The sequence below is a fragment of the Steroidobacter agaridevorans genome (assembly GCF_009932555.1).
GTDB lineage: Bacteria > Pseudomonadota > Gammaproteobacteria > Steroidobacterales > Steroidobacteraceae > Steroidobacter > Steroidobacter agaridevorans.
The window spans coordinates 441,307-454,345 of sequence record NZ_BLJO01000004.1 but is presented as its reverse complement, the minus strand read 5'-3'; the positions used below and the strand labels follow the sequence as shown (position 1 = coordinate 454,345).

The window sequence follows — 13,039 nt, the reverse complement described above, 5'->3', positions numbered from 1 at the left end:
ATCTGCTCGATACCAAGGCGTTCGAGCTGCGGTATCGATTCGATGTCACGGTCGATGAGCGTTACGGCGAGGAACATTTAATCGGCGGCACTGCCAGGCCCTTCGTTGCCAAGGCTGGCGATGGGCCGGAGAGCAGGTTCGTGTGCCTGCTCGACGGCGATGAAGTCGTCGCCAGCCGTACCGTTTCAGCCGATGAGCTGCATGCTTTGGTCGAGGATGGCGAATGGAGCGTCCTGACCGAAGACACGGCCGCTGCTAGCGTGACCGACCCCGAGCAGTAATCGGCCAGATCGCAACGAGCGTCTCACCGCTAACAACGTGATACGCGTCGTATAAATTCACCGTCGGATCGCAGTGGGGCGCAGCCAATCGCATGCTGTCGCCAATCGTCCAGACATGCTTCGACTCTGGATCGACGATGCCGCCGTGCTCGTCGCCCATGAACTGATACACGCTTCCCTTCGGCGCCCCGCTCAGCACGACCGGCACTCCGCCATCGGTAGCAAACGCCTTGTAGCCAGCGTCAATCGTCGCCCGGCCAGGCGTATTGGCGCTCACGACTGTCGCATCCACGAACAGGGAATATTCGTAAGGAACGGCGGGCTGATTCGCCAGATCGCACTCGGCGTACTGGCGATCCATGAACGCATACGACCCGACCTGCCACTCGTTGAGCACGCCGAGCAATGCGTCGATGTGATGCGTTCCGGTACCCGCACCTGTTACCACCTCAGGCGCCCCGCCCTGCGCTTTCAATGCCGCGATGACGGACTTCAAGTAATCCATGCGCTCGCTGATGGCGTCGGTTCGCTCTTTGTAGCTGGCGATGTGCTGCTGACGGCCGCAGTACATCTGCACGCCTCGATAGCGCAACTTCTTGTGCTGCTCGATGACCTTGAACAGCTCGACCGCCGCAGCCGCAGACGGCACGCCGGTGCGGTGAATACCCGGATCGACATCGATCAGTACATTGAGCGGCCGTGTGACCACCGTCGCCAGTGCCGCGACATTCGCCGGGTTGTCGACCACCACGGCCAGATCGCGCATGCGCTCGTTCAACGCCTTCAAGCGCGCCAGGGCCGGAGCCGCAACCACCGGCGAGGTGATCAGAATGGACTCAACCCCGCCCTCCGCGAGCGCCTCTGCCTCGCCAAGCTTCGCGCAGCACACGCCCACCGCCCCGGCGGCGATCTGCAGCTTCGCGATGTCGACGCTCTTGTGAGTTTTGGCGTGCGGCCGCAAGGCCACGCCGTGTTTGCGGGCCAGGTCGGCCATCCGGCGGATGTTTCTATCCAGGGCGTCGCGATCGACGACCAGCGCCGGCGTATTGAGCCTGGCTCGCGAGCCGGGTTGCCCGATCAGGGCCTGATGTAAGCGCACGTCATCCAGCATCGATCGTCCCCGGGCGCGGCGAATGCCATTGGAGTTAAGCTTACCTCATGAGCATCACCCGCTCCCTGCTCGCCGATCTCCGCCGCGCCGTCGGTCCGCAGGGCTATCTCGAACAGGCGGCGGATATCGAGCCTTTCCTCGTCGACCATCGCAAACTGTATCGGGGCGCGACACCTCTGGTCCTGCGACCGGAGAGCACCGATCAGGTGTCCGCCATCATGCGGATGTGCAACGAGGCGCGCGTCGGCGTCGTGCCAGTGGGCGGCAACACCGGCTATTGCGGTGGAGCGACGCCGAGCGAAGATGGCTCGCAGATCGTGCTATCGCTCGCACGGATGCGGCGGATCCGCGCCATCGACCCCTTGAACTACACCATGATCGCCGAAGCGGGCTGTGTGCTGGCGGAAGTGCAGGCCGCGGCGGCCTCGGTGGATCGTTTGTTCCCCATGAGCCTGGGCTCGGAAGGTTCCTGCCAGCTCGGCGGCAATCTCTCGACGAACGCCGGCGGCACCGCCGTGCTCCGGTACGGAATGATGCGAGATCTGATTCTGGGCCTCGAAGTCGTGCTGCCCGACGGCCGCGTGCTCGACAATCTCAAGCCTCTGCGCAAGGACAACACGGGCTATGACCTGCGCAATCTATTCATAGGCGCCGAAGGCACACTCGGCGTCATCACCGCAGCGGCCTGCAAACTGTTTTCGCGACCGGCGTCCAATGTCACAGCCTTCGTCGGCCTTACCGACCCACAGCGCGCCGTTTCGTTACTATCCCGGCTGCGCACATTCACTGGCGACGCCGTGTCGACCTTCGAGCTGATCCCGCGCACCGCGCTCGAGCTGGTGCTCGAATACATTCCAAACACAGCCAACCCGCTCGACCAGGGTCACGATTGGTACGTGCTGCTCGAGATCGGGATGGGCCGTCAGGCTGAATCGATGCGCGAGGCCATCGAGGCCGAGCTGGCCGCCGCGATGGAACAAGGCGAGATCTCGGACGCCGCGCTCGCCGCCAGCGAATCCCAGCGAGAAATGTTCTGGCGGCTGCGAGAAACCATTCCCGAAGCCCAACGGCACATCGGCGCCAGCATCAAACATGACGTGTCCGTGACCACCAGCGAGCTGCCGCGGTTCATCGTCGAAGCTTCCCAACTGGTGCGTGCCCTATCGCCGAAAGGTCGGATTGTTTCCTACGGCCACCTGGGCGACGGCAATCTGCATTTCAACATCAGCCGCCCGATCGACAGCGACGATGAATCGTTTTTGCGCCTGGCGCCGAACATTAACCGGGCAGTGCACGATCTGATCGCGCGCTATGGCGGCAGCATCAGCGCCGAGCACGGCATTGGCAGGCTCAAGCGCGAGGAACTGGTTCGCTACGAGCCGCCGGTCGCGATCGAAGTCATGCGCGCCATCAAACAGGCGCTGGACCCGAACGGCATCATGAATCCTGGCAAGGTGCTGTAGGGAGATATATCACCAGAAGGAGCTGACAAATGACCGCAGGTCGAGGTTGCTTCGCGCTGCTGGTCATTTGTTTCTGCGGATCGGCAGCATCCGCGGCCGACCAGGACGAATGGAATCATCCCGGCCTGCTCCGCGGGCGCGATCTCACGCCGTTTGGATTGTTTCGTCTCGACATGCTGCCCGCACACACCGTGGACGCCCGTCAGGACAGCTTTGCCGTCGAGGTGCTGACCGCCTATCAGAACACCTTCGTGATGAGCGACAACGTGCGTGAGTATCTCGAGACTCGCAATGCAATTCGGCAGCCTCTGAGCCGCGCCGACGCGGATGAGATCCTCAGCATGGGCCGCGACGCGTACTACGTCGATGCCGAAGTCGGCTTGATCGACGCGGTGATCCACAAGCGTCTGAGCACCTGGTGGACGTCGTATGTGAGCCTGCCGTACATCGGCTACGGCCGCGGCGTGCTCGACAACACCATCGAATCGTTCCACGACGCAGTCGGGTTCAGCCAGCAAGGCCGCGACCTGGTCGCACGCAATCAATTTCAGATGGTCTACAACGTGCGCGGCGCGAGTTTTTCACAACTCGCACAGACGCCGGGCGGCTGGGGCGACCCCGTGTTCGGCTTCCGTTATTCGCTGCCCGAGCCACGCTACGGCTGGGACGTCGTCTTCGAGCTGGCGGCCAAATTCGCCATCGACGGCGAACGGTTCCTGTTGTCGACGGGGCGCGATGATTACGGCACACAGCTGACGCTGCAACGAACCTGGGGCCGACATGCCGCCTACATTGCCGGCAGCGCCGTGTACTACGCCGGCGGCCCGGAAACACCGGCTGACGAGCATCAGATCATTCCCACGGCACTACTCGGCTACGGCTTCGGCATCACTCGAAACACCACGGCCATCCTGCAAGCGTACGCGAGCCGAAGCACCGTGCAGGATGCCGAAGACGTCGAGGAGCTGACCGAGAACAAATATCAGCTGAGCATCGGTCTGCAACAGCGCGTCGGACATGTGCAGTGGAGCCTCGCGATCACCGAGAATATCTCCAACTTCAGCAATACGCCCGACATCGGCGCGCAACTCGGGCTCGCTTACTTCCCGATCGCGCGGCGCTGATCAGCTGCCGACGACGCCACCGCCGTCTTTGCGAATCGCGATCACACTGGCGCGCGGCTGGCTCGTGCCGCCGTCCGGCCAGTGGCTGCGCGGCTCGGCGGTCGTGCCGCCCTCGCCGGGGTGCTGAATGCTGATGAAGAGCGTTTCGTCATCCGGCGAGAACTGACAGCCGCACACTTCACAACCGACCGGGCCGCTCATGAACTGTTGCAAGCGACCGCGATTCGGGCCGGTCGTCGGCATTGCCCAGCAGCCGTTATTGCTGACGCCCGGCTGGGTGTCGTCGGTCACCATCCACAAGTTGCCGGCGCGGTCGAAACCGATGTTGTCGGGCGAGCCGATCGGGCTGAGATCCTCGGCGTTGGCGTAGCCCGCATAGTAGACGCTGTCGGGCTTGATGCGGCCCAGATCGGTGATCAAGCGGTCGCCGGAAGGATCGCCCGCCAGCAGGAACACTTCCCAGGAAAACTCCAGGGACGTGTGATCGTCGCCCGCCTCGGCGATCTCGATGATGTGACCGAAGTTGTTCGCGCCGCGCGGATTCGCGGCGTTGGGCCTTGTGTCGACCTCGCGGCCACCATACGTCACGGTGCCCGGCTCGACAGTGCGGTTCTCATTTCGTGTGCATGCGATGTAGATGCGGCCACTCGTCGGGTTCGCTTCGACATCTTCCGGACGATCCATAGGTGTCGCGCCGAGCAGATATGCAGCCATGCGCGCTTTGATCAGCACGTCGGCCTGATCGCGAAATCCGGCGGCGGCATTGAGCGGCCCCTTCGGATCGAACACCAATGGCAACCACTGCCCTTTGCCACTGGCATCGAAGCGCGCCACATGCAGCGTGCCCTGATCCAGCAAGTTGCGATTGGCCGCGCGGTTCTTCGGATCGAAGCGTCCGTTCGAAATGAACTTGTAGACGTACTCGAACTTGTCGTCGTCGCCCATGTAGACGGCAACGCGGCCATTCCGGGCAATCACCGGACTCGCACCCTCGTGCGCGAAACGACCCAATGCGGTTCGCTTGACAGGTGTGCCGGTGGGATCGAGCGGATCGATCTCGACGATCCAGCCGAAGCGGAACGGCTCCGTCGGCGCGACCGCCAGGTTGAAGCGGGAATCGGCCATGTCCCAGTTGTATAGCGACTGCGCCTTCCACATGCGGAAGCGCCGATGCGATTCGACGATGAACGGATCGACGTCGTTGCGCGCCTTCAGCTGATCCAGATTGGCGAAGTAATCCTGAATGTTCTCTTCGGCGGTGAGGTAAGTGCCCCACGGCGTTTCGCCACCGGCGCAATTCGCGAATGTGCCGAACGCACGCTCACCCGCCGGGTCGTCTTTCGTCTGCATCAGCGCTGCGCCGCGCGCCGGCCCGCCGATATCGATGGGCGTGTCCGCAGTGATGCGACGGTTGTAACGAGAGTCCTTCACGAATCGCCAGCGACCGCGTTCGCGCTTGACCTCGACGATCGACACCCCTTGCGCCGCCTTGGAGACCGCGACGACTTGCGAATACTGTTCGACAAACGCGCGGCTCACAGCGCCGCGCAGGCCGCGAAATCCCGGATGACCGGGAAACATCAGCGCGTCATCCGTGTACTCGTTGTTCACGCACAGCACGCCGTGATCGCTGCGACCGTTCAGTGGAAAGAAATGGATGGCGTCGCAGTTCTGCCCGAACTGGCTGCGCTGATGTAAGGCGGCCGTGGGCTCGAACAGCGTGCCGGCGTCGAGCTTGGTCGCATCGAGATCGGGCACCGAAGAGAACAGACTCTCGCCCCAGCGAATCACCACGTCGTAGCTGTAGCCCGGAGGCAGGACGATGGCGTCCGCCTTGCTGCCTTGAATCGCCTTGAAGCCGAGCGAGGCGGTCTTCGAAGCGTTCGCATCGGATGTCGCAAATGGCGCGCATCCGGCCAGGGCCATCGGCGCGATCGCGGCGCCCGCTTGCAGTACCTGGCGGCGAGTCAGTCGTTGCGCGAGCAGGTCTTCGAAGAGAGGAGCATCGGGGGCACGGCGGGTCATGAGCAGTAGACATCGATAGCTGCGGCTGAGAACACCGCAGCGTACTCCAATTCCACTGCATTCGTATTACAGCAAGCCGCTTTGCTTGCGGAACCACTCCACTTGCTGGCGGTAGTAGCCGTCTTCGAAGCCGAGCGTGACTCGCGCGCCGTCATCCTTTTGCCGGAAGCGCGTAATGCCGTGCTCGGCGTCGGGGTAGATGAAATATTCGATAGGCTTGTTGTCGGCCTGCAGCTTGCTCAGCGCGTCGACGCTCCATTGCGTCGGCGCGCTCGAATCCTTGCCAGCGAAGACCCACAAGCTCGGTACGTCGAGCTGCGCGAGCGTCTGCGCCGGGTCATACAGGCGATCGATGAACGGCGGATCGTTGCGGCCATACTTCCACCACAGATACGGGCGCACGACCCACAGCGGCATCTCGGCGCCGACGATCGCCCCGAAGATGGAGTCGCTGTGCTTCGCGGTTTCGAACCAGGGCTTGCTGCGCGATTCCTTCAGTGCTCGAGAGAGCTCGGACCAGCGGTTCTCGCCGCGATCGAAGATGTCGGCGAGGATGGCAGCGACGCCATCCACTTCAGCGATCTCTTTCTCGCCAAAACCGCGCTGCTGGAGCGCGTACACATAGCCCCACCGATCTTCGCCGAGCACCGGCACGGCGACGCCATAGCCGACGAAGATGCTGCGGATATGGCCGTCTTTCTGCGCTGCCAGCGGCGCGATCCAGCCGCCCTGGCTGTAACCGGCGAGATGCACTTTGTCGCCGTCGATCTCCGGCCGCTTGCGCACGTACTGGACGGCAGCGACGGTGTCGTCGGAAAGCACATGGAAATTCTGCGTGTAGCTTCCTTCCGAACCGCCAGTGCCGCGCTTGTCGTAGACAAACGCTGCGATTCCGTTGGCGGCGTAAATGTATGGATCGGAGTAGTGATCCACGGCGCTGTAATCTTCGGAGCCGTGCACCGTGATCATGACCGGGAACGGCCCTTGCCCTTCGGGCAGTATCAACTTGCCGCGCAAGGTGAGCTCGCCGCTGGGAAACGTGACGATCTGCTGCCGCAGGGGCAGACGTATCGCATCACCGCTTGGTGATTTGTCGTCGCCGACTCGCTGCCACGTCAGCGCAGTGACATCGCCCGCGCTGTTCCGCTGAAACTGCACACGATTCGTGACTGGCGCTCGCTCGGCCCAGCCCGTGCCGCCTTCGAAGTTGCCATGCTCATCGGTGGGCCAGAGTGCGCCCGTCTCGCCATTCATCAGCTTGAAGCGCAGATCGGCGGTGTCGCGCGGGCCGACGACTACCAGCGTGCCATCGTCGAATCTATATGCGCCGGTATAACGAGTGTCGGCCGGTTGCTCGCGATTGAGAACAAGCAACGCCACGCCGATCAGTAACAACGCCGCCGCGGTGAGCCACCAGATTTTCTTTCGCATGCCATCCCCACATCGACCCGGTCTGGGCCGTCATGGCGGTTGGACGCGGCGATTTCGAGGAAGGTTGCGAAGCGAGTCGGCGCTTCGTCTAGGAGCCTTTTTGAGCCGTCACCATCAGCCACTCGACGCCCGATGGAATTTCCTGCCCCGGCGCCTCGTAACGGAACGAACTGACCCAGGCCGTCAACGCTTCCTGTATGCAAGCCGGGCCGGCGCTGGCCTTGATGTCGTCGGTGCGGCCGTCGCTCATCACGGTGAATTCGACAAAATAGCTGCCGCTGGCGTCGCAGTTGTCCGCAACCTTCAAGGGCTCCGATTGAAGGATACGCAGCCTCGGCTTGGAGAGCGCCGACGTCGGCGTCGTTTGACAGCCGCTCAACGCGATTGCCCCGGCGAGCAGAGCGGCGCAACCGAGGTGTCGGCGAATGTAATACGGCGCGAAATTCATCTCAGGCCCTCGCACGATAGCGGCTCGCAGCAATGTGCTAGCTCTGTCGGAAGGCGTCAAGGTGGGCCTGGGGTTGACTCACGCATAGCCAGCTGGTTATATATCGACCCATAGCCAGCTGGTTATCGATCATGTCGAACCCTCACGATGTGCTGTTCAGAACGCTCGCCGACCCGACCCGGCGCGAGATCTTCGAGCAATTGTGCCGTGAAGGTGAGCAGACGGTCGGCGCGCTGACCGCGCATGCCGGGATTTCGCAACCGGCCGTGTCGAAACATCTCGGCGTGCTGAAGCTCGCCGGCCTGGTCCGCGACCGCCAGGAAGGTCGCCAGACCCATTACAGCGCGCAGCTCGGCGCCCTGAGCCCGCTGATCGACTGGACCCGCCAGATGGCGGGTTTTTGGGAAAGCCGGTTCAACCGGCTGGAAGATTTGTTGAAGAGGATGGATCAATGAGTACCGCCGCCGAGACCCTCGTTGCCGTCGTCGAACGGGAGCTGCCGTTTCCACCGGAAAAGGTCTGGCGCGCGCTCACTCAGCAACACTTGATCGAAGAGTGGCTGATGAAGAACGATTTCCAGGCCGTCGTCGGTCACAAATTCAACCTGCGCGGCGACTGGGGCGGCGTGCTGGCTTGTGAAGTGCTTGCTCTCGAACCGCACAAGACGCTGTCCTACGCGTGGAATTTCCCGCACGACGACCCGGCGTTCGACACCAAGACCGTGGTGACCATGACGCTCACCCCGACCGGCAAAGGCACACATCTTCGAGTCGAGCAGGCGGGCTTCCGCAAGGAACAGAAGCAAGCCTACGGCGGCGCGAAGGCCGGATGGGCACAGTTCCTCGGCAATCTCGAGCAGGTTCTGGCAAAGGTAAATTGATATGGCGCCCGTCGCGAAGAAAACCGCAAAAGCGAAAACAACGGCCAAGAAAGCTGCCTCTAAGGCTGCTGGCACGAGCGAGAGTGGCAAGTCCGCTTCTCAGCTCATCGACGCCCGGATTCGCGAGCTCAATGGCTGGCGTGGCGAGACGCTGTCGCGGATGCGCGAGCTGATTCTCGAAGCGGACCCCGAGATCGTCGAAGAATGGAAGTGGAGCAACCCGGTGTGGTCGCGCAATGGAATCATATGCACCGGCGAGTCGTACAAGTCGCACGTGAAACTCACGTTCGCGCGCGGCGCCAGCGTTCCGGATCCGTCCAAGCTGTTCAATTCCAGCCTGGAAGGCAACATGCGGCGGGCCATCGACATCAAAGAAGGTGAACAGGTCGACGCGCGGGCGTTCAAGACACTCATCAAGGCCGCCGTGGCCCGCAACAGCTCGAAAAGCTGAAGAAGAAAAGTTTAAAAGGAGATTTCCCTTGAGCAAGTGGATTCGCCAAACCCATCGCTGGTTGTCCATCACCTTCACGATCGCCGTGATCGCGAACATCGTGGCGATGTTTCAGAAGTCGGATGCGACCTGGATCGGCTTCCTGGCGCTGGTGCCGCTCATCCCGCTGCTGTTCACCGGCCTGTATATGTTCGTGCAACCGTACCTTGCCAAGTCGAGGCAGCCCTCGTGATTGCCAAGGCGAAAGCCAAGAGCAAGAAGCCGGCGGCTGGAGCCAAAACCAAATCCGCGCCGAAAGCAGGCGACAAAGTCGTCCTGCTCTCCGGCGGCAACCCGCAGATCGCGAAAGGCTATGGCGACGAGCCGGTGCAGGCCTATATCGCCGCCATGCCCGGCTGGAAAAGCGCTCTGGGCAAACGCATCGACACGCTCGTTACCAGGCACGTGCCCAAGGTCCACAAGGCAGTGAAGTGGAACTCGCCGTTCTACGGCATGGAGCACGATCTGTGGTTTCTCAGCTTCCACTGCTTCAATAAGTACGTGAAGCTGACCTTCTTCCGCGGCTCATCGCTGAAGCCGCCTCCGCCTGGCCTCAGCAAATATCCCGCCGTGCGCTACTTCGACATCCGCGAAGACGACGACCTGGACGAGGCCCAGTTGACGAGCTGGATCAAACAAGCCGCCGCGCTGCCGGGCGAAAAGATGTAGCGGCTGCTCAGAGCAGATTCAGCTGCCTGGATCCGCAACCTCGAAGACGACTTCTGCGACGGCGGTCTCTCCGGCATCGTCGGTCACGACAACCGAGGCCCGATAGACGCCGGCGGTCGGGAATATCACAGCGGCCTGCGACCCGATCGCTGCCTGCCCATCGCTGAACGTCCAGTCATAGCTCAATGCCCGGTCATCTACTGCAAACGTCAGTGCCAGGAATTCAACCGGCTGGTTTGCGATGGCGTCAGACACCATCACGAGAGTGGGCATCAAAGGCGGCACCCGAGCCGAAACGGTAACCTGCTCCGCGTCGCGTGCGGTGTGGCCACTCGCATCATAAACAGTGAGCGTGACGCGATAGCTTCCCGGAGCCGTGTAAACATGGGCGGCCTGCCCACCATAGACCAGCGTCCCGCCGTCGCCAAAGTCCCACGCGAATTGCAGTGGCGGCGTGCCGCTGCCGCTGGCAGTAGCTTGCACGATGTCGCCCACTCGCGGCTCGATGGGCTCGAGCCGATCGATGCGAGCCGTTGCCCCAGACGGATTGCTGACTGCGGCGCACCTGAACTCTGAACCCATCAACGCCGGGCTGATCATCGCGATCAGCAGCACACAGCGGCGCGAGAACGACGGCGTGTACCGCATGTCCTTCGCTCCGTAAGCCGATCCACCAAATAGTCACTTGACTGGAGTGCTATCAGATCTGGGAGGGGGCAGTAATGCGTAGAGCGGGCGAGCCTACGTTCTTCGTGTGTGGCGATATACGCTTGATTTGCGGCGCGAACACTAATCCCGGACAATTCGCGCCCCGTCGCGCACTGTCTCGATCATGTCCGGAAAATCGCTCCTACACGTTCCACGAGCGGCTGCACGCAGCCCTTCGACGCCGGATCAAGAGCGCTTTCGATATCTCATCGATCAGATCGAGGCGATGCGGCGCGCACGCGCCGATTGGAACGAACTGGTCGCCTCATTCAGAACGTCTGACGCCGAGCGCGTCTATCCACTGCGCGCGACCCTCAAGCAGGTTACGCGCGAAACCGTTCTCCTGATCGATCGACTGCTCGATGGCAAGGGCTGGTCAAGAGCGGACCAGGCCGCGCTGAAGGAGATCGCGTGCCAGACGGCGGAAGCCCTCCTGCACGCCAATCCAGACGATCTCGAGATCCGTGACGTCTTCGACCGCCATAGCCCGATGACCTTCCAGGAATCAAAGCGAGAAGAAATTGAAGATTTGAAGCAGCATGCGAAGGAATACATGGGCATCGATCTGGATGATGCCGACATCGAGTCTGAAGAGGATCTGGTCGAGCACATCTACGAGCATATGAAGAACGATGAAGCCCGTGAGCGCGAGCGCTCGGCGGAGCGTCGGAAGTCGCGAGGACAGAAGCGGGCCGAAGCCAGCGCAAAGACCGCGAAGCAGCTTCTGAGAGAGATTTATCGCAAGCTCGCAAGCGCCGTGCATCCGGATCGAGAAGCCGATGCGGCGCGGCGCGCCGAAAAGAACGAGCTCATGCAACAGATCAACCGTGCGTACGCGACAAACGACCTGTTGACGTTGCTCGAGGCACAACTGCGTCTGGAGCTCATCGATCCGAATCACGCAAGCAAGCTCAGCCGTGAAAAGCTGCAGCAGTTCAACCGACTGCTCTCTGAGCAGCTCGAAGCGATGAAGACCGAGCTGCGATCGATCCAAGACGCATTCCGCATCGATCATGGACTGCCGCAGGGAAGCGCGATCGACGCGCGGAGTCTTCATCTGGTCAGTAAACAGCGCTCGCGAGAATTGCGAGCGCATATCGATCAGCAGAAAGGCTTCCTCGAAGTGCTCGCCAACAAAAGCGCGACAAAACGGTGGCTCAAAAGTCTACGTCGCTTTGACGACGATGACGGCGAGTACTGACCACCCGGGCCGAGGCTGCCACCGTGACCGTCCGGCTCCGGCAAGAAGCTGCCATTGAGATAAGACAGCCGCATTACGCCGCATCAGCAGCGTTCGTTCAGCGCGACGGGTGACCCCCTAACGAAGAATGACCCAACGCCTCGCGGCGACTGAAGAAGCGTTTAGGATTCTCAACGGTAATCATCTGGATTTCCCGTTGTGATACGCCGATTTGTTTCAGATAGGGAATCGTCTTGCGAATCGTAAACAGCATACCGTCCGGGTTGACTTTTTCCCGCTCTACGTCGCCGTGCACCCAGTCGTTCGAGAGAAATATCCTGTCGACGAAGCCGTCGTCTATGAGTTGTTTGATGCAGCCTGCCCGTTTTTGCCAGGGCAACGTCGCCCCGGGAGCCATTCCCCAGAATGTATGATCCATGCCAAGCGTGTAGCCACGCTTGGCGAGACCGCGGAGGTAATTCATATCATCCGTATCGTCGCTGTGGCCGAGCGATACTCTTGCGGGACTCACGCCCTCGGCTTCGAAGAGTTCCGCCTGCTTCTCACCGGCGCGGCGATGTGAATTCGTATGTGTTGCAATGGGAACCCCGGTAGCCTTGCTGGCGCGCGCCGCCGCCTTGAAAACTTTCTCTTCGGCGGGCGTCATGGTGTCATCGCGAGCTGCTACCTTGATTACGCCCGCCTTGATGTCTGTGCCGTCGATGCCTTGGTCGATTTCCCGGATGAAGAGCTGGGCGATCTCTTCCACGGTTCGTGCATTGTAGGAGTCGGGTGCAAAGAAATGCTGACCCGTGGCCGCCACGATTTGCATTCCAGACTTGCGTGAGATCTCTTCGCGGTAGCGAATGTCGCGGCCGATGTCGAAGGTAGTGACATCGATAATGGTCTCGATGCCTGCATCCCTCGCCGCTTTGAGCTTGTCGACGGCATCGGCTACGGAGCTCGCCCTGCTGCCGAAGATTTCTTCTGCCCCGCTGCCCAAGTGCTCATGGGTCAAAGTGAAGCCGAGCTTCGATGCATCTAGCGGTCCTAGGACAGTTTGAACGACGCCAGCACGCGCGAGCCTGGCCGCATCTGTGTTGGCGTCAGCGTTCGACGCGTGCGCGACCTGAAAGCATTCCACCGCCAAGAGACCGGCAGCCGTTGTTTGCATCAGGAAGTCTCGCCTGGTCGTCACGACGGCTCTCCGTATGAAGCGGACATGGTCA

Annotated in this window: 15 protein-coding genes; 9 read left to right on the top strand and 6 right to left on the bottom strand. The window is 61.6% G+C overall.

The features are described 5' to 3' along the window. A partial coding sequence (locus tag GYH35_RS16635) for a hypothetical protein (RefSeq protein WP_161828991.1) occupies positions 1 to 281 on the top strand: 281 nt, incomplete at its 5' end. Here GYH35_RS16635 and GYH35_RS16630 read toward each other — a convergent pair. Continuing rightward, positions 256 to 1,392 (bottom strand): DSD1 family PLP-dependent enzyme, encoded by a 1,137-nt coding sequence (locus GYH35_RS16630; RefSeq protein WP_202624370.1) that lies wholly within the window; start codon positions 1,390 to 1,392, stop codon positions 256 to 258. The genes GYH35_RS16635 and GYH35_RS16630 overlap by 26 nt on opposite strands. 47 nt (positions 1,393 to 1,439) lie before the next feature. Here GYH35_RS16630 and GYH35_RS16625 point away from each other — a divergent pair, with 47 nt between their 5' ends. After that, positions 1,440 to 2,855 (top strand): FAD-binding oxidoreductase, encoded by a 1,416-nt coding sequence (locus tag GYH35_RS16625; RefSeq protein ID WP_161811033.1) that lies wholly within the window; start codon positions 1,440 to 1,442, stop codon positions 2,853 to 2,855. 29 nt (positions 2,856 to 2,884) lie between these two features. Further along, complete coding sequence (locus GYH35_RS16620; RefSeq protein ID WP_161828990.1) at positions 2,885 to 3,979, top strand: DUF3187 family protein; 1,095 nt, start codon at positions 2,885 to 2,887, stop codon at positions 3,977 to 3,979. Here GYH35_RS16620 and GYH35_RS16615 read toward each other — a convergent pair whose 3' ends face one another. The 3 genes from GYH35_RS16615 to GYH35_RS16605 all read right to left on the bottom strand — a co-directional run bounded on the left by GYH35_RS16615 (position 3,980) and on the right by GYH35_RS16605 (position 7,883). After that, positions 3,980 to 6,004 carry a PhoX family protein gene (locus tag GYH35_RS16615; protein WP_161828989.1) on the bottom strand — a complete coding sequence of 675 codons (2,025 nt, stop codon included), beginning with the start codon at positions 6,002 to 6,004 and terminating at the stop codon, positions 3,980 to 3,982. Positions 6,005 to 6,070: 66 nt separating this feature from the next. Then, complete coding sequence (locus tag GYH35_RS16610) at positions 6,071 to 7,435, bottom strand: alpha/beta hydrolase family protein (RefSeq protein WP_161828988.1); 1,365 nt, start codon at positions 7,433 to 7,435, stop codon at positions 6,071 to 6,073. A gap of 88 nt (positions 7,436 to 7,523) precedes the next feature. Continuing rightward, on the bottom strand, positions 7,524 to 7,883 hold the full coding sequence (locus tag GYH35_RS16605) for a hypothetical protein (protein ID WP_161828987.1): 360 nt from the start codon (positions 7,881 to 7,883) through the stop codon (positions 7,524 to 7,526). Between the two features lie 131 nt (positions 7,884 to 8,014). Between GYH35_RS16605 and GYH35_RS16600 the strand changes: the two genes are divergently transcribed. Genes GYH35_RS16600 through GYH35_RS16580 form a run of 5 tightly spaced genes read left to right on the top strand, consistent with a single transcriptional unit; the run spans position 8,015 to position 9,922 of the window. Continuing rightward, positions 8,015 to 8,338, top strand: a complete 324-nt coding sequence (locus tag GYH35_RS16600; protein ID WP_129647457.1) for an ArsR/SmtB family transcription factor — start codon at positions 8,015 to 8,017, stop codon at positions 8,336 to 8,338. Beyond that, positions 8,335 to 8,763, top strand: coding sequence for an SRPBCC family protein (locus GYH35_RS16595; protein ID WP_161811028.1), 429 nt, complete (start codon positions 8,335 to 8,337; stop codon positions 8,761 to 8,763). Before GYH35_RS16600 ends, GYH35_RS16595 begins: the two co-directional genes overlap by 4 nt. Position 8,764: 1 nt before the next feature. Beyond that, positions 8,765 to 9,214, top strand: coding sequence for a DUF1801 domain-containing protein (locus GYH35_RS16590; protein WP_161811027.1), 450 nt, complete (start codon positions 8,765 to 8,767; stop codon positions 9,212 to 9,214). Positions 9,215 to 9,242: 28 nt separating this feature from the next. Further along, on the top strand, positions 9,243 to 9,446 hold the full coding sequence (locus tag GYH35_RS16585; protein WP_161811026.1) for a hypothetical protein: 204 nt from the start codon (positions 9,243 to 9,245) through the stop codon (positions 9,444 to 9,446). Continuing rightward, complete coding sequence (locus GYH35_RS16580; RefSeq protein WP_202624369.1) at positions 9,443 to 9,922, top strand: DUF1801 domain-containing protein; 480 nt, start codon at positions 9,443 to 9,445, stop codon at positions 9,920 to 9,922. Before GYH35_RS16585 ends, GYH35_RS16580 begins: the two co-directional genes overlap by 4 nt. An 18-nt stretch (positions 9,923 to 9,940) precedes the next feature. Here GYH35_RS16580 and GYH35_RS16575 read toward each other — a convergent pair whose 3' ends face one another. Further along, positions 9,941 to 10,570, bottom strand: a complete 630-nt coding sequence (locus GYH35_RS16575; protein ID WP_161811025.1) for a PKD domain-containing protein — start codon at positions 10,568 to 10,570, stop codon at positions 9,941 to 9,943. A 286-nt stretch (positions 10,571 to 10,856) separates the two neighbouring features. Between GYH35_RS16575 and GYH35_RS16570 the strand changes: the two genes are divergently transcribed. Beyond that, on the top strand, positions 10,857 to 11,831 hold the full coding sequence (locus GYH35_RS16570) for a J domain-containing protein (protein ID WP_161828986.1): 975 nt from the start codon (positions 10,857 to 10,859) through the stop codon (positions 11,829 to 11,831). Between the two features lie 97 nt (positions 11,832 to 11,928). Here the strand turns inward: GYH35_RS16570 and GYH35_RS16565 are convergent, their stop codons facing one another. After that, positions 11,929 to 13,008 (bottom strand): phosphotriesterase family protein, encoded by a 1,080-nt coding sequence (locus tag GYH35_RS16565; protein WP_161811023.1) that lies wholly within the window; start codon positions 13,006 to 13,008, stop codon positions 11,929 to 11,931. Positions 13,009 to 13,039 lie beyond the last annotated feature (31 nt).